Raw genomic sequence first — 15,497 nt, 5'->3', positions numbered from 1 at the left:
TCCCGCAAAGGGGCCGGCGGAAAGGGCCTGGATCGGCGCGCGGGCGCTAGATCCAGGCCCTTTCAAATCCTGGCGGCAGGCAGCGGCTCAGCTCTGGCTGCACGTCCTGGAGGAGCGACACGAGTGACTCAATCCGTTCCTGGGTCATGTGAACGCTGGGGGCTGAGATGGATACGGCAGCTGCGACCTTGCCGAGCAGGTCCGGGATGGCGATGGCAACACACGTGATGCCGAGTTCGTTCTCCTGGTCGTCCAGCGCGTAACCGTCCGCCCTTGCCCGGTCCAGCACTGTCCGGAAGGCGTCAACATCCTGAATGGAGCGGGGTGTGGCGATCGCAGCCGTATCGAAGGCGCGGACCGCCTCGTCATTTCCATGCTGGGCTGCCAGCAGGGCCTTGCCCATGGCAGTGTTTTGCGCCCGCAAACGTGCCCCGGGGCGGGACGCCATTTCAATGCCGCGATGGCCGCGTGCCTTGGCAAGGTACAGGACATCGTCACCGCTGAGGATGCCCAGGTGCGTGGTGTCCTGCGTGGTCTTGGCGATCCCGGCGAGGATGGTCTGCACGGTGTCGGGGAGGCTGATCTTTGCCTCCGCCTTCGTGCCGAGCTCCAGCAGTTTGATGCCCAGGTGATAACTGTGGTCCGGCTGCTGGCTGAGATACCTGCCTGCCACGAGAGTGGTCAGCATGCGGTGAGTCGCCGAGCGGCTGAGACCGGAAGCCAGTGTGATGTCTTCGAGCCGGTGGGCGCCCGCAGCGACGTGGTCTAGCAGGCTGAGTCCGCGCTCCAGCGTTCGGGCCCCTGCGGGATTAGCTTCCATACCCCCAATTATCCCACGTATAGGGAGCTATCCCATCTACAGGAAATGTCGCGTCACGGCGCCGCATGCCGGCCCACCCAGTCCACCAGGGGCCGCAGCTGGTCCCACAGCGCCGCGATTTCCTGCGCCGCCGCCGGTGAGTCCAGCCACTCCGGCTGGCCCAGTTCCATGCCGGCGGACAGCGACTTGTGTTTCAGCAGCTCCGCCCGGGGATGGTCCTTGTCGAAGCCTCGCGGCACTGTCTTGAGCTTTTCGCCCTCCACAGTAAAGCCCGCGGCAGCCACGGTATCCACGATGTGCCGCAGCGCTTCGCCGGTCCCGGACGCATCCACGGCGTTCCGGAAGCGGGCCAGCTGGGCCGGCGTACTGGTGTGGCAGCCGCCGCCCACCAGCAGCCCGTCGGCGCTCACCTGAAGGTAATATCCCAAGCCTTCCTGGGCCGACGCGAAGGCTCCCTGGGCAGTCTTGTAGGGCGATTTGTCCTGGGAGAACCTGATGTCCCGGTTGGGCCGGAAGATCTTGCCCGGCCCGAACCGCGGCTCCAGTTCGGCCAGCAGGGCAGTGACCGGATGCCGCACCAGAGTGTTGTAGCTGTCCTTGTGCTCCAGCCACCACTCCCGGTTGTTGTTGTGCTCAAGTTCGGCGTAGAAAGCGAACGCCCCCGTGGGGATCCCCTGGAATGTAGTCATGCTGTGATCCTAGGGGCCGCCGGTAGCCCCGGCCAGAGTGGCAGGCGCCTATGTGGAAAGCGTGGACACCAGCCTCCTATGGCGCGGTGCCGCGCGTCCCTCCCCGATCCTGTACGCGCGTACCGGGAGGATAACAATGGCCAGATCCGGTTGACCACAGGCGTCCTCTGAACCAGACTTAATTCGAAAGTTTGTTCGGACACCGAACAAGCTGGTCGTGGGGGCGTCACACTCCCATGCCACTTCACAAAGGAGTGAACATGAAGCGTCGTAGTGTTATCGCCGTGCTTGCCGCAGCATCGGTCCTCGGCTTGTCAGCCTGCGGGTCCGGTTCGCCGAGTTCTACCGGCACTGGATCCGCCCCCGCCGGTGGAGCCGGGAGCGGAGAGCTGACCAAGGTAAGTGTGGGGGTCATCCCGATCGTGGACTGCGCACCGATCTACCTGGGCAGCAAGCTGGGGTTCTTCAAGGATGAGGGCCTGGAGTTGGACATCCAGACAGCCACCGGCGGCGCGGCAATTGTCCCGGGCGTGGTCAGCGGCAGCTTCGACTTCGCGTTCTCCAACCTGATTTCGGTCATGGTTGCCAAGGACAAGGGTCTCGACCTGAAGTTCGTCGCCAACGGAGTATCTACCACCGGTAAAAAGGGGAACGATGTCGGCGGTGTCGTCGTCCCGGCCGGGTCGAGTGTCCAGTCCGCGAAGGACCTCGCCGGCAAGACCGTCTCGGTGAACAACCTCTCCAATATCGGCGACACCACCATAAAGTCGGTCATCGAAAAGGACGGCGGCGATCCGAACAGCGTGAAGTTTGTTGAGGTGGCCTTCCCGGACGCCCCGGCGGCCCTAGCCAACAAGCAGGTGGACGCAGCGTGGATCCTGGAACCCTTCCTTTCCAAGGCTGTGGCCGAAGGTGGCACAATCGTCTCCTCGAACTTCGTCGAGATGAGCCCGGAGCTGGACATCGCCGGCTATTTCACCAAGGGGGACACCATCAAGGGCAAGGCCGAGCTGACGGCGAAGTTCACCCGCGCCATGAACAAGTCTCTTGAGTATGCCCAGGAGCACCCACAGGAGGTCCGCGACATCGTGGGCACCTACACCAAGATCGACGACGCCACCCGCGCCAAGATGATCCTGCCGCGCTACCGCGTCGAATTCAACAAGGACGCCTTCAAGACGCTCGGTGACGCCGCCGCCAAGTACGGCACGCTGACCAAGGCTCCGAACGCCGGCGACCTCCTCCCGTGAGTTCAGACGCAATAGCTTCCGGAGGTCCCGTCCCCAGTGTGGGGCGGGACCGCCGGTCTGTCCGCAGGCTGCCGGTAAAACAGTTGCTCGGCCTGGCCGGAATCGTGGGATTCCTTGTTACGTGGGAGCTCATTCCCCGCCTCGGCATCATCAATGAACGCTTCCTCCCGCCGGCCAGCGAGGTCATTGTGGCGCTGGCCCGGGACTTCGGCCTGACCGCATTCTGGATCTCTGTCGGCGAAACCATGACGGCCTGGTTCCTGGGACTCGTCATTGCCGTCGCCCTGGCCGTGCTGCTGGGTTTCGTCATCGGCTCCAGTGACTTCCTGCGGAAAGCGACCAACTCCACGGTGGAGTTCCTGCGGCCCATCCCTTCGGTGGCCCTGATCCCACTGGCGGTGCTGCTCTTCGGCGTGAAGATTGAGTCGTCCCTCATGCTGATCACCTACGCTGCCTTCTGGCAGGTCCTGATCCAAGTGCTCTATGGTGTGGCCGACGTCGACATGGTGGCCAACAACACCGCGAAGACATACGGCCTGGGCCGGATGGCTCGGATCCGCTACGTCGTTTTCCCCACCGCCCTGCCCTACCTGATGACCGGCGTCCGGCTGGCCGCCACCGTGGCACTGGTCCTGGCCATCACGGCGGAACTGGTGATCGGCTCGCCTGGCCTCGGCCGGGAAATCGCCCTTGCCCAGTCCGGCGGCGCCATCTCCGGCATGTATGCCCTCGTGCTGGCCACCGGCCTGATCGGCGTGCTGATCAACGCCCTGATGCGCTTCATTGAGAAGAAGACCCTGTCCTGGCATTCCTCCGTCCGTTCCGAGGTGATCGTATGAAAGCCCTGACAACCCTCGGCTACCTACTGGCACTGCCCGTCCTGCTGGTCCTACTCTGGTGGGCCTCGACCCTCGGGGCGGTCAACTTCTTTGTCCCCACCCCGGCCACCCTGGTCGGGAAATTCGGTGAGGTCTGGTTCGGTCCCCGCTTCTTCTCCGACGTGCTGCCCAGCATCGGCAGGCTGGTGGTGGGCGTCGCCGCGGCGATCGTGATCGGCGTCGTCGGCGGTGTCCTGATCGGCTCGGTCAGATGGCTCCGTGCCCTGCTGGAACCGGTGCTGGAGTTCTTCCGCGCCATCCCGCCGCCCGTCCTGGTCCCGGTCCTGATCCTGCTGATGGGCATCACGGACTCCATGAAGGTGGCGGTCATCATCTCTGGCTGCGTCTGGCCGGTGCTGCTGAACACCATCGAAGGGGTCCGCGCCGTGGACGGGGTCCTCTCGGACTCGGCCCACACCTACGGCATCGACGGCTGGGCCCGGATCAGGTATCTGGTGCTGCCTTCGGCCAGCCCGCAGATCATGGCCGGCGTGCGCCAGTCATTGTCCCTGGGGCTGATCCTGATGGTCATCTCCGAGATGTTCGCCTCGTCCTCGGGGCTTGGCTTCACCATCGTCCAGTTCCAGCGCTCCTTCGCCATTCCGGAAATGTGGTCCGGCATCGTGGTGCTCGGTCTGCTGGGCGTGGGCCTGTCGTTCATCTTCCAGTGGGCCGAGCGGAACATCCTGCGCTGGTACCACGGCCAGAAAGAGGTAGAAAATGCAGCCTGACACCACCCGCCCGGCCCAAGAAGCGATGCTCTCGGTCCGCGGCCTGAAGAAGGTGTACCAGACCGACGGCGGCGACATCGAAGCTGTGCGTAACCTCACCTTCGACCTGCGCGCCGGCGAGCTGGCCTGCCTCGTGGGCCCCTCCGGCTCCGGCAAGACGACACTCCTGAAGTGCATCTCCGGGTTGATGGCCCCCACCGAGGGAGAGGTGCTCCTCGACGGCAAACGCGTGTCCGGACCGCCGAAGAAGATGGCCGTGGTGTTCCAGGAATACGGCCGGTCGCTGTTCCCCTGGATGCGGGTCCGGGAAAACGTTGATCTGCCGCTGAAGAACCAGGGCGTGCCGAAGGCTGAACGCGACAGGCTCGTGGACGAAGCCCTGGAGGCCGTGGGCCTGTCCCACGTTCCGCGCTCCTACCCCTGGCAGCTCTCCGGCGGCATGCAGCAGCGCGTGGCGATTGCCCGCGCCATCGCCTATCAGCCCGAGGTCCTGCTGATGGACGAACCCTTCGCGGCCGTGGACGCACAGACCCGGGCGGACCTGGAGGACTTGATCCGGGTGGTCTGGAAGAAGCTCGGCGTGACCGTGCTCTTCGTCACCCACGACATCGACGAATCCATCTACCTCGGCGAACGCGTCATCATCCTGTCGTCCTCTCCGACAGTCATCCAGGAGGACATCGTGATCGACCTCCCGGACGACCGGGACCAGCTCAACACCAGGTCTCTGCCGCGCTTCACCGAGCTCCGCCACCACGTGTACGAGCAGATCCAGCTCGCCAAAAAGGGTCATCGGCCCGCGGCGGCAGGATCGACTGCTGCGGCAGGCACCTCCGCGGCGGGCCCGACGACGGCGGCGCCCTCTGGTGCCGACGTCGCCTAGCCACTTACAGCACAACAAAAAAGACCCCGCCACGGAATTCCGTGGCGGGGTCTTCTTTTGTCTGGAGCTGGTTAGCCGATCTTGTTGGCAGCCTCGGCGTCGGAGTCAGTGGAGCCCGCACCCAGGTTGGCGCGCAGCTTGGCGCCGAGTTCGGCGTCCACGTTGGTCCAGTACTGGATGGCGCGTTCCTTGATCCCGGCGTTCTTCACGCCGCCCACCGCGCCGGTGATGGTGTCCAGCAGACGGGCCTTGGCGCCGTCGTCGAACACCTCGCGGTACAGCGTGCCGGCCTGGACGAAGTCGCCGTCCTCGGCGTGCAGGGAGTGCGCGGAGAGCGTGAGCTCGCCGTCGTTCTCCCAGCCGCCGGCCGGGGAAGCCGGCTCAACGGCAGCGGGGCCGTTGAAGGAGTTGGGGGCGTAAACCGGTACGGACGGGGCGTTGAAGTGGTAACGCCCGGCGCCGTCCTGGCTGTAGTTGTTGACCTGGTTCTTCGGCTGGTTCACCGGGATCTGCGCGTGGTTGGTGCCCACGCGGTAGCGGTGTGCGTCGGCGTAGGAGAAGATGCGGGCCTGCAGCATCTTGTCCGGGGAAGCGGCGATGCCCGGAACGAAGTTCGACGGCGCAAAGGTGGCCTGCTCGATCTGCGCGAAGTAGTTCTCCGGGTTCTTGTTCAGCTCCATGGTGCCCACGTGGATCAGCGGGTAGTCCGAGTGCGGCCACACCTTGGTGAGGTCGAACGGGTTGAAGCGGTAGGCCTTGGCGTCTTCGTACGGCATGACCTGGACGTGCAGTTCCCAGGACGGGAAGTTGCCCTCGGCGATGTTGTCCTGCAGGTCGCGGATGTAGAAGTCCGCGTCCGAGCCGGCCAGCTCTTCGGCCTGGTCACCGGACATGGTCTTGACGCCCTGGTTGGACTGGAAGTGGTACTTGACCCAGAAGCGCTCGCCCTCGGCGTTGATCCACTGGTAGGTGTGCGAGCCGTAGCCCTGCATTTCACGCCAGGAGGCCGGCAGGCCGCGGTCGCCCATGAGCCAGGTGACCTGGTGTGCGGATTCGGGGGACAGGGTCCAGAAGTCCCACTGCATGTCGGCGTCGCGCAGGTGGGTGCCCGGGAGGCGCTTCTGGGAGTGGATGAAGTCCGGGAACTTGATGCCGTCGCGGATAAAGAAGACGGGGGTGTTGTTGCCCACGAGGTCGTAGTTGCCCTCGGACGTGTAGAACTTGACGGCGAAACCGCGGGGATCGCGCCAGGTGTCCGGGGAGCCGCTCTCGCCGGCGACGGAGGAGAAACGGATCAGCATCTCGGTCTCGACGCCCGGCTGCAGGAACGCTGCCTTGGTGTACTTGGAGATGTCCGAGGTGGCCTTGAACGTACCGAAAGCGCCGCCGCCCTTGGCGTGCACTATGCGCTCCGGCACGCGCTCGCGGTTGAACTGGGCGAGCTTTTCGATCAGGTAGTGGTCCGTGAGGATGATGGCGCCGTCGGCACCGACGGACTGTGCGTGCGCGTCGGAAGTGACGGGCGCGCCGGACTGGGTTGTTGAGATGTTCGCAGTCATTTTTCTCCTATTTCTCGATTACTTGTGAGGGACGTTCAGAAGGAAGTTTTTGGGACTCTTGGCAGTCCTGGCAGATGCCCTGGTACATCACGTCGGCGATCTGGATGGTCATCGGCTTGGAGTTCTCATCCCAGTGCGGGGTGAGGCACGGCGCGTGCCCGACGGCGCATTCCACGTCCTCCACACGGCCGCAGCTGATGCAGATGGCGTGGTGGTGGTTGTCACCGACGCGGGTCTCGTACAGGGCGGGGGAATGCGGCGGCTCGAAGCGGCGCAGCATGTCCAGGTCGGTCAGGTCGCCGAGGACGACGTAGACAGACTGTGCCGTCAGTTCGGGGAGTTCGGCGCGCGCGGCGGCCAGGATGGACTCCGCCGGGGAGTGGGGGTGATGTTCGACGGCGGTCAGCACGGCGAGCCGCTGTTTGGTCACCCGGCGGCCGTGGGCACGCAGGGCGGCAGCCCATGCGTCGTGGCCGCCAAAGTGTTCCATCATGCTTCTATTGAACCACTTATTATGAGTCGATCACAATAAGGCTTGGCTTACCTTCGGCAAATCCAGGAATTCCTGCATGGGGTTGACCGATTCTCCTGCCGAGCGGCCCATGGCGTGGACTTCGAGCCCGCCGGGTCCGGGCTCCGGCACTACACCGCTCAGTCCGGTCACGCCGGGGCGTTCGGTCAGGCCCTGGACGGCCGCGGCCAGCGCCAGCAGCTGGCCGGGTGTCAGGCCGGGTCCGCCCGGCGCCGGCGGCAACGCCGGGGAGAGTATGGTGTGGTGCGCTCCGGCCCTGACCTGCGGGGCCCTGGTAATGAGTTCCGGGAGGGTGCCGTCCACCGGCGGGGCCGGGTCCTCGAGATGGCAGTTCGCGGCAGTCTCGCTGGCCGGCATTGCAGTGAACTGCCAACTCGCGTCTGCCGGGCGCTCCACAGCCAGCCGGCGCAGCGCGGCGCGGAGGCCGCCGTCGTACTCTTTGAGCTCTTCCGCTGCGGCCGGCACCCGGCGCTGCGCGGGAAGGCGCAGCTGTTCGCCGGGCGTGACCGGCTCTGCGTCCCAGCGCCCGAACACATGGAACGTGGGGGTGGAGGACTCCACCTCCGGTTCGCCGATGGCCGCTCCGATGGGGTGCCACCGGTGCGCAAACACCACAGTGCAGCGGCTGGCACCCAGAACCTCGGCGAGGGCCTGCCGCGCAATGTTGTGGCAGTGCAGCCAGTCGGTGGCCGAGCGGAGATCGAACGCGATGGCCGGATTGGTGAGCCGGATCAGCAGATGGCCGGCGTTCAGGGCAGTCCGGGGCCGGACAACCTCCCAGAATGCCGAGGCAAAAAGCAGCCGCCTGGACACATTCATAAGCCAACTCCTTTCCCCCGCCTGAGGATACCAAGCGTGTGACAGATGTGACAGAACAGGACACTGCTGCGCCATTAGGGTTGCAAGGTGGGGAAACTGCTGGCCGATATCACACCGCTCCGGGAGAGCCCGGCCTTCCGCCGGCTCTGGCTGGGTTCCGCCGTTTCGGCCGTGGGGAGCCAGCTCACGCTGGTGGCCGTGAGCCTGGAGGTGTACCGGCTCACGCAGGACAGTTTCTATGTGGGTCTGCTGGGTGTGTTTGCGCTGGTGCCGCTGGTGTTCGGCGGCCTGCTGGGCGGGTCCATCGCCGATTCCCACAACCGCCGCACGGTGGCGCTCCTGGCAACCTCTGTCCTGTGGATGACCACCGGCCTGATCGCGCTGCAGTCCTGGCTGCAGCTGGGAAATGTCTGGGTCCTTTACCTCCTGGTGGCGCTGCAAAGCGGCGCCCAGGCCATTAACCAGCCGGCACGCAGTGCCATCATCCCCACGCTTATCCGCAAGGAACTGCTTCCCGCGGCCAACGCGCTCAGCATGATTTCGTTTGGGTTGGCCATGACAGTGGGACCTCTGCTGGCGGGTGTGCTGGTGGCGTGGGTGGGCTTTGGCTGGACCTACACCATCGACTTCATCAGCTTCGCGTTTGTGCTTTGGGCCGTGTTTAGGCTGCCGTCCATGCCGCCTTCAGCGAGCGCCGGGCGGGCCGGGATGCGGTCTGTGATCGAAGGGTTCCGGTTCCTGGGCACCCGGCCCAACCTGCGGATGACCTTCATCATCGACCTCGTGGCCATGATCCTGGCCCAGCCGCGCGCGCTGATGCCCGCCATCGGTGCGCTGATGATCGGCGGCGGCGAAGCCACGGTGGGCATCCTGCTGGCCTCCACCGCGGTGGGCGCATTCCTGGCCGGTCTCTTTTCCGGGCCGCTCGGCCATGTCCGGTGGCAGGGGAGTGCCGTGGTGTGGTCGGTGATGGGCTGGGGCGCCTCCATCGCGGGCTTTGGCGTGGTGGTGCTCCTTGCAGGACGGACGGACGACGGCGGGGCCACCCTTTGGCTGGTCCCTGCGGCTTTGTGCTGCGCCCTCGCCGGAATCGCAGACTCCATCAGTGCCGTCTTCCGCAACACCATCCTGCAGGCCGCTGCGCCGGACCACCTGCGGGGACGGCTTCAGGGGGTCTTCATTGTGGTGGTGGCCGGCGGGCCGCGGGTGGGTGACCTGCTGGCAGGCGGCGGGACTAAGATTTTGAGTGAGGGCTGGGTCCTGCTGTTGGGCGGGGTTTTGTGCATCGCGGTGGCCTGGCTGGCGGCACAGCTGCAGCCGGGCTTCCGGAAGTACGATGCCCGCGACCCGGTGCCTTAGGACCCTGCCGTGTTGGGGCAACTTTGTCAGGGCGACGTGGAGGAGCGGACGTGCACAAGCATTACAACGGCCTGAAAACTGCGGCGCTCTTTGGCGTCCTGTGGGCGGTGCTCCTGGGCTTGGGCGGCCTGATCGGGATCAATACCCGCAGTTCAGCGCCCATCTGGATCATGGCCCTGATCGGCGTGGCCACCACGGCGTACGGCTACTGGAACAGCGATAAGATCGCCATCCGCTCCATGCAGGCCTACCCCGTCACGGAGGCCCAGGCACCACAGCTGTACCAGATTGTCCGGGAGCTCTCGGTCCGGGCTAACCAGCCGATGCCGCGCATCTACCTCTCACCCACCATGAACCCGAACGCGTTCGCCACCGGCCGGAATCCCAAAAACGCCGCCGTGTGCTGCACCGAGGGGATTCTGCAGCTGTTGGATGCCCGCGAGCTGCGCGGGGTCCTGGGCCACGAGCTGATGCACGTGTACAACCGGGACATCCTCACGTCCTCGGTGGCGGCCGCGGTGGCCGGCGTCATCACGTCCGTGGGCCAGATGCTGCTGTTCTTCGGCGGCGACCGGCGCAACTCCAACCCGCTGGCCATGCTGGCGATGGCGCTTCTGGCACCGTTTGCGGCGTCCCTGATCCAGCTGGCCATCTCCCGGACCAGGGAGTACGACGCCGACGAGGACGGTTCGCAGCTCACTGGTGATCCGCTGGCGCTCGCCTCAGCCCTGCGCAAGATTGAGCAGGGAGTCCGGATCGCGCCGCTGCCGCAGGAGCAGAAGCTGGTCAACACCTCGCACCTGATGATCGCCAACCCGTTCCGCGGCGGGGCGATGACCAAGCTGTTCGCCACGCACCCGCCGATGAAGGAGCGGATCGCCCGGCTGGAACGGATTGCCGGCCGGCCGCCGAACTGAGGACAACCGAACTGAAGCGAACCGAACTGAGGCGAATCGAACGGAGGCCAACTGACATACCGGGGCGCCGCCGTCGTACTTCCAGCCCAGGACGCGGGTCTGGGCTTGGGACGCGCTTCCAGCCCGCGGACGCGCGTCTTCAGTGGTCCCCAGGCCGATCGCGTGTCCTACGCCCGGAGGGTGTTAGCTAGCGGAAGTTGACGAACTGCAGGTCTGCCTCGTCGAAGCCCTTCAGCAGTGCCATGGTGGCCTGCAGGTCATCGCGGGACTTTGACGAGACACGGAGTTCGTCGCCCTGGATCTGGGACTTGACACCCTTGGGGCCTTCATCGCGGATCAGCTTGTTGATCTTCTTGGCCAGGTCCTGCTCGATGCCTTCCTTGATGGAGGCTTCCAGGCGGAATTCCTTGCCGGATGCGTACGGCTCGCCGGTGTCGAGGGACTTCAGCGAGATGCCGCGGCGGATCAGCTTGGACTGGAGCACGTCCAGCACAGCCAGGACGCGTTCCTCCGAGTTCGCCTTCATCAGGATCTTCTCGTCGCTGAAATCGACCTCGGCGCCGACGCCCTTGAAGTCGTAGCGCTGGACCAGTTCCTTCTGTGCCTGGTTCAGCGCGTTGGCCACTTCCTGCTTGTCCACTTTGCTTACGACGTCGAACGTTGAATCGCCTGCCATGATTCTCCTTGTGCTGGTGGGTGCCCTGAATTGGCTCTGCAGGGCGCGGATCGCTGTATTCCAGCCTATACGGATCGGCTCTGGCGCTGGAGCGGATTCGGCATGTTTCCGGATTCACAGTTCCCTCATAGCGGACGCACTGCGGGAACGAAGCCGGGTGATGGAGAGTTGAGGAAGTTGGAAGTAGCTCGAAAGGGAACACCATGCCACGCACCGCCGTCCGTTACGTCACCCGAACCACCGCCGCAGCCGCCGGCGCCGTGGCCACTGCCGCAACCTCGGTTGCCGCAGCAGCCATCGCCGCCTCCATCATCTTCAGCCCGGTCCCGGATGCCTCGACCCGCATGGACGGTGTCAGCGAGGACCTGCTGCGGGCGGTCCAGCTGAACCAGATCACCGAGGAGCAGGCCGTGAAGTTCGAGGCAAGGCTGGCCGGACGGATTCTCGGCGACGCCTGAGTCCCGGGTTTCCGCGGAATGGCGAGGCTTTTGGCGGCCTTTTCCGGGGTCTGCCGCCTCGATTCGATTCTTCGGCAGAAGTTCTGTAAAGTTGTCTTGCCCGCGGTTACTGGAAGCGGAACGGCCCGGAAACGGACGTTCTGAACACTGCAGCCGGGGGTGATCTTCTTTTGAAGTTCGGCAGATTACCCGAGCGGCCAAAGGGGGCTGACTGTAAATCAGCTGGCAACGCCTACGGGGGTTCGAATCCCTCATCTGCCACCCAAGGAAAAGCCTCCGGAACCACCAGGTTCCGGAGGCTTTTTGTGCCCGCCGCCAGGCCCCCACTCCCATCCGAAGCTCGTTCGCAGCTCCTGGCCTTGATGGTTAGGACTCGCGGACAAGCTTAGGATTTGTGCTCGAACAGGCCCTACGCGAGCCTGCAAGTCCGGGGAGAAACCGTCGTCGACATCAGTGTTGGCCCCGGCGTAGGCTGGCACTATCGGCGCACGTGCCCCCGATGCCCTGTGTCGATACATCAATCGATGAAGGAGAACCAATGAGTGTTGTACGTGAATTTATGACAACGGATGCACAGTGTGTTAAGGAGCATCAGTCCCTCGCAGATGCTGCTCGGATGATGTTGGATCTGGACTGTGGATCGCTGCCGATCTGCGGCGATGACGGCAAGTTGAAGGGCATGATTACCGACCGCGACATCGTGCTCAGGTGCGTTGCTGCCGGCCGTGATCCCCGCGAGATGCTGGCCGGCGAGCTCGCCACCGGCAAGCCCTACTGGGTTGACGCCGATGCCAACGTTGACGCAGCCATCGAAATCATGGAAAGGCACCAGATCCGGCGGCTCCCGGTCATCGCCGGCCACAAGATGGTTGGCATCATCAGCCAGGGCGACATCGCGCGCAACTACACCGAGGAGCGCGTGGGCGAACTGGTGGAGCACATTTCGGAACGCCACCCGATGTCTGCGTAGTCAGACAAATTCCCGCATGGCCTTGTTCGCGGCTCCTTGCCTTGAAGGTTCGGAACCGCGAACAAGCTTTTGGAATGCTTGACCGCCAACTGGGCTGGACCGGGCCTGATTCAGCGCAATCTAGTTGAGCGCGATCAGGAGCATCTGGTTTGTTCCCGGGATGCAGGTCTGCAGGATAGCCCGGGGGAACCCGCCGAATACCGCGATGACATCGTTGGTGGTTCCAGGGTTGGGGACCTGGCCCCTGGCTGTTGCCGTATACGTCCCGTAGCCCGGGATGCTGACGGTCTCGCCCACGCCTATGCCGGAGAAACGAGCCCACCCGCCGCAGAAGTCGTGCTCCGTGATGAAGAGCGAGTAGCCGTCGTTGGGTGTGAAGTGGATTGGCCCGATGCAGGCGTCCACCATGGCCTGTCCGCCTGCGCCCGCAACGTAAATCGTGCGGACAGCGGGCGCGGCCTGGACCGGCGCCGGTGCCGGGACGAAGGCCGGTGAATAAGCAACGGGTGCGGCCGGAGCCGGAACTGGAGCGGAAACCTCGACGGCGGGTCCCGTCAGCTTCAGCGTTTGGCCGGGGACGATGGTGCTGTAGAGGCCCAGCCCGTTGGCGGCCAGCATCGCGTTTGTGTCAACACCGTACCGGGCCGCGATCCCACCCACTGTGTCGCCGGGAACCACTGTGTAGACGTTGGAGTCGCCCGCCGGTGCCGGAGCAGGTTCGGGAGCTGGTGGCGGGGCAGCCTCGGCCGGGGCCGACGGCGGCACGGCAGCTGCGACCTCCGGCTGAGCGCCAGCTCCCGCACTGCCAAACTCAACGGACCCAACATAAGGCGCATCCAGGGGCACCGCGGCCAAAGGCCGGGCAACCCGCACAACTGGAGAGGCCGCCGTCGTAATGGCATCCGGTGGTGCCGACAACTCGGCTGTGGGGGCGGGGCCGGCCAGCGCGCCGACGCCGAAGGCGGAAATCACGGCAGCGGTGGCCATGCCTGCCCACAGCTTGTTGCTGATCGGCCGGCGGCCCGGTATCAGTTCGACCCGCGGGACGTCAGTTTCGAAATTGCGGCGGGGTGGTTCGGAAGTCTTTGCGGTCAACTGGTACATGGGTGGCCCATCGCAGGTCGGCCCGGCAACAGGGCGGCAGTGGTGCCGCGGGTTCCAAGTGCAGGACGGATCGAGGTGTGATGCGCTGCGCGGTCCCGCCCTTTGAACGGAACCGCGCACGGAAGCGCATGATGGGAGCCCCCGCATACCCAGAAGATACGGATGCTCCGCTATGAAGCGGCATCATCCACCCCAGCTCGGAGGATGCGCCGGCAACTTTGTTTGGCCCTACGAATTTCGAGTCTAGGAAGCTGCGACAGGCACTGCACCAGTAGGCATTACCTGAATTATTCCGCCGAATACTTGGCCCCGCGGCGGCATCTACTCGCGGTTCAGGCGGCGACTACTCGGTGGTCGGCTGCCCGGCCCGCTGGACGTTCTACCCCGCCGGACACTTCCACCCCGCTGGACGGTTTCTACAGCGTGGGGCGGTCCTTGAGGTCGGCCACCTCGCGCCGCAGCGCAGCGATCTCCGTGACCAAGCCGGCCAGTTCTGCCCGCAGGGGTTCCTCGATGGACTCCGCGGCAGCCTCCGTGGACTCCTCAACGCGCTGGACCAGCCAGGAAGCGATGGATGCGGTGACTATACCCAGCACGGCGATGCCGCTCATCATGAGGGCCGCGGCAACCATCCGGCCGACCGGCGTCACAGGGTACATATCGCCGTAACCCACGGTGGTGATGGTGGTGATGGCCCACCAGAGAGCGTCGCCGAACGTCAGGATCTTGGCATCGGCGGCAGACTGTTCAACGTCGAGCACCGCCAGCGCCCCGACAAATACCAGGAGCGCCGCTGATCCGGCCACGTACGTGACCACCCGGCCCCTGAGAGTCTCGCCGATGGTCCGGTGCAGCACCGAAAGCAGCGTAACCAGCCGGAGCAGGCGCAGCGGCCGGAAGAATGGCAGGGCCACGGTCAGGAGTTCGTGCAGGTTCCAGAGGAACCAGCGCCTGCGGTCCGTGGCGAGCCACACGTTCGCGGTGTAGTCCAGGGCAAAAATACCCCACGTCAGCCACATCAGCGTCTCAAGCCATTCCGCGCCGCTGCCCTCGACGCGGCCAATCACCTGCCACGCGTAGGCCGCCAGGAAAACCAGTGCCGTCCCCATCCGCGGCCACTCGGCAAGGTCCGGGTAGCGTTGTTGCGTCGTGCGCCACATCCTACGTGTCTGCCCGGCCCTCCGGACTTGTCAGCACGTTACTGCCGGGTAACATTGGGGGATGCACCTGCTTCTGCGCACCCTCCTGATGCTGTTCACGTCAGCCCGCCGCTCCGCACTGACCATTTGGGACCCGTCGTCCCTGCCGCTGCGCGTCCTGCCCACCGACATCGACATCGCCATGCACGTCAACAACGGCATGTACTTTTCCCTCATGGACCTGGGCCGGTTCGATCTAATGGTCCGCAGCGGCGTGTGGAAGACCATGCGCCGGCGCGGCTGGAGCCCGGTGGCGGCAGGGGAGACCATCGCCTTCCGGAAGTCGCTGCAGCTGTGGCAGCAGTACACCATCGAAACAAAGATCATCGGCCTGGATGCCAAGGCCATCTACTTTGAGCAGCGCATGGTGTCCGACGGCGAGATTTACGCACGTGCCTACATCGCCACCCGCCTGGTCAGCAAGGGCAGGCCGGTGAGCCAGGAGGAGATCCTGCGCGAGTTCGGTCAACCCCCGGCGGATCTGGTGCTGCCCGAATGGATCCACGAGTGGCGCGAGACCAACGCCCTGCCCGGCAGCCGGACTCCCGCGCCGCACCTCTGGGAGGCCTCATCCGGGATAACCGCGCCTGACAGCCCCACCCGGTAGCCAGGGCCTGACCGCCGGCCGCGCCTGACCGCCGGTGACTCCGAAA

17 protein-coding genes and 1 tRNA gene are annotated in these 15,497 nt (G+C 65.1%); 10 read left to right on the top strand and 8 right to left on the bottom strand.

Going from position 1 to position 15,497, the window contains the following annotated elements; translation table 11 throughout:
• Positions 1 to 46: 46 nt before the first annotated feature.
• Entirely contained in the window at positions 47 to 820 is a 774-nt protein-coding gene (locus AC50YA_RS06935) for an IclR family transcriptional regulator (protein ID WP_494981569.1), read from the bottom strand.
• Positions 821 to 873: 53 nt separating this feature from the next.
• Positions 874 to 1,509 carry a DUF2461 domain-containing protein gene (locus AC50YA_RS06930; protein WP_494981568.1) on the bottom strand — a complete coding sequence of 212 codons (636 nt, stop codon included), beginning with the start codon at positions 1,507 to 1,509 and terminating at the stop codon, positions 874 to 876.
• Between the two features lie 260 nt (positions 1,510 to 1,769).
• On the opposite strand from AC50YA_RS06930, the gene AC50YA_RS06925 reads away from it, so the two are divergent.
• From AC50YA_RS06925 to AC50YA_RS06910, 4 genes are read left to right on the top strand one after another with little or no spacing between them, the layout of a single operon-like run.
• Positions 1,770 to 2,759 carry an ABC transporter substrate-binding protein gene (locus tag AC50YA_RS06925; protein WP_494981567.1) on the top strand — a complete coding sequence of 330 codons (990 nt, stop codon included), beginning with the start codon at positions 1,770 to 1,772 and terminating at the stop codon, positions 2,757 to 2,759.
• Positions 2,756 to 3,598: an ABC transporter permease gene (locus AC50YA_RS06920; RefSeq protein WP_494981566.1), complete on the top strand. Its 843-nt coding sequence runs from the start codon at positions 2,756 to 2,758 to the stop codon at positions 3,596 to 3,598. Before AC50YA_RS06925 ends, AC50YA_RS06920 begins: the two co-directional genes overlap by 4 nt.
• Positions 3,595 to 4,368: an ABC transporter permease gene (locus AC50YA_RS06915; RefSeq protein WP_160673372.1), complete on the top strand. Its 774-nt coding sequence runs from the start codon at positions 3,595 to 3,597 to the stop codon at positions 4,366 to 4,368. The genes AC50YA_RS06920 and AC50YA_RS06915 overlap by 4 nt, the downstream gene beginning before the upstream one ends.
• Positions 4,358 to 5,251 carry an ABC transporter ATP-binding protein gene (locus AC50YA_RS06910; RefSeq protein WP_494981565.1) on the top strand — a complete coding sequence of 298 codons (894 nt, stop codon included), beginning with the start codon at positions 4,358 to 4,360 and terminating at the stop codon, positions 5,249 to 5,251. Before AC50YA_RS06915 ends, AC50YA_RS06910 begins: the two co-directional genes overlap by 11 nt.
• Positions 5,252 to 5,322: 71 nt before the next feature.
• Here AC50YA_RS06910 and AC50YA_RS06905 read toward each other — a convergent pair whose 3' ends face one another.
• Genes AC50YA_RS06905 through AC50YA_RS06895 form a run of 3 tightly spaced genes read right to left on the bottom strand, consistent with a single transcriptional unit; the run spans position 5,323 to position 8,161 of the window.
• A complete protein-coding gene (locus AC50YA_RS06905; protein WP_494981564.1) occupies positions 5,323 to 6,810 on the bottom strand; it encodes a catalase in 1,488 nt (495 codons plus the stop codon).
• Between the two features lie 7 nt (positions 6,811 to 6,817).
• A complete protein-coding gene (locus AC50YA_RS06900; protein ID WP_494981563.1) occupies positions 6,818 to 7,303 on the bottom strand; it encodes a Fur family transcriptional regulator in 486 nt (161 codons plus the stop codon).
• Positions 7,304 to 7,333: 30 nt separating this feature from the next.
• Positions 7,334 to 8,161: a hypothetical protein gene (locus AC50YA_RS06895; RefSeq protein ID WP_494981562.1), complete on the bottom strand. Its 828-nt coding sequence runs from the start codon at positions 8,159 to 8,161 to the stop codon at positions 7,334 to 7,336.
• Between the two features lie 87 nt (positions 8,162 to 8,248).
• Here AC50YA_RS06895 and AC50YA_RS06890 point away from each other — a divergent pair, with 87 nt between their 5' ends.
• The gene (locus tag AC50YA_RS06890; RefSeq protein WP_494981561.1) at positions 8,249 to 9,520 is read left to right on the top strand and encodes an MFS transporter; all 1,272 of its coding nucleotides are present in this window, start codon (positions 8,249 to 8,251) and stop codon (positions 9,518 to 9,520) included.
• A 50-nt stretch (positions 9,521 to 9,570) separates the two neighbouring features.
• Positions 9,571 to 10,437 carry a zinc metalloprotease HtpX gene (htpX, locus tag AC50YA_RS06885; RefSeq protein WP_494981560.1) on the top strand — a complete coding sequence of 289 codons (867 nt, stop codon included), beginning with the start codon at positions 9,571 to 9,573 and terminating at the stop codon, positions 10,435 to 10,437.
• 187 nt (positions 10,438 to 10,624) lie between these two features.
• Here htpX and AC50YA_RS06880 read toward each other — a convergent pair whose 3' ends face one another.
• The gene (locus AC50YA_RS06880; RefSeq protein WP_160673354.1) at positions 10,625 to 11,113 is read right to left on the bottom strand and encodes a YajQ family cyclic di-GMP-binding protein; all 489 of its coding nucleotides are present in this window, start codon (positions 11,111 to 11,113) and stop codon (positions 10,625 to 10,627) included.
• 203 nt (positions 11,114 to 11,316) lie between these two features.
• Here AC50YA_RS06880 and AC50YA_RS06875 point away from each other — a divergent pair, with 203 nt between their 5' ends.
• From AC50YA_RS06875 to AC50YA_RS06865, 3 genes are all read left to right on the top strand, one after another.
• Entirely contained in the window at positions 11,317 to 11,571 is a 255-nt protein-coding gene (locus AC50YA_RS06875; RefSeq protein ID WP_494981559.1) for a hypothetical protein, read from the top strand.
• Positions 11,572 to 11,750: 179 nt separating this feature from the next.
• Positions 11,751 to 11,832: transfer RNA gene (locus AC50YA_RS06870), tRNA-Tyr, on the top strand.
• A gap of 277 nt (positions 11,833 to 12,109) precedes the next feature.
• Complete coding sequence (locus AC50YA_RS06865; RefSeq protein ID WP_494981558.1) at positions 12,110 to 12,541, top strand: CBS domain-containing protein; 432 nt, start codon at positions 12,110 to 12,112, stop codon at positions 12,539 to 12,541.
• Positions 12,542 to 12,661: 120 nt separating this feature from the next.
• Here AC50YA_RS06865 and AC50YA_RS06860 read toward each other — a convergent pair whose 3' ends face one another.
• Both AC50YA_RS06860 and AC50YA_RS06855 read right to left on the bottom strand, forming a co-directional pair.
• Positions 12,662 to 13,645 carry a LysM peptidoglycan-binding domain-containing protein gene (locus AC50YA_RS06860; protein WP_494981557.1) on the bottom strand — a complete coding sequence of 328 codons (984 nt, stop codon included), beginning with the start codon at positions 13,643 to 13,645 and terminating at the stop codon, positions 12,662 to 12,664.
• A gap of 416 nt (positions 13,646 to 14,061) precedes the next feature.
• Positions 14,062 to 14,805, bottom strand: coding sequence for a potassium channel family protein (locus AC50YA_RS06855; protein WP_494981556.1), 744 nt, complete (start codon positions 14,803 to 14,805; stop codon positions 14,062 to 14,064).
• Positions 14,806 to 14,866: 61 nt separating this feature from the next.
• Here AC50YA_RS06855 and AC50YA_RS06850 point away from each other — a divergent pair, with 61 nt between their 5' ends.
• Positions 14,867 to 15,451, top strand: coding sequence for an acyl-CoA thioesterase (locus tag AC50YA_RS06850; protein WP_494981555.1), 585 nt, complete (start codon positions 14,867 to 14,869; stop codon positions 15,449 to 15,451).
• The last annotated feature ends 46 nt before the right edge of the window (positions 15,452 to 15,497 follow it).

Source organism: Pseudarthrobacter sp. RHLT3-21, from assembly GCF_059383495.1.
The sequence above is the reverse complement of the archived record's forward strand: the minus strand, read 5'-3'. Positions and strand labels throughout refer to the sequence as shown.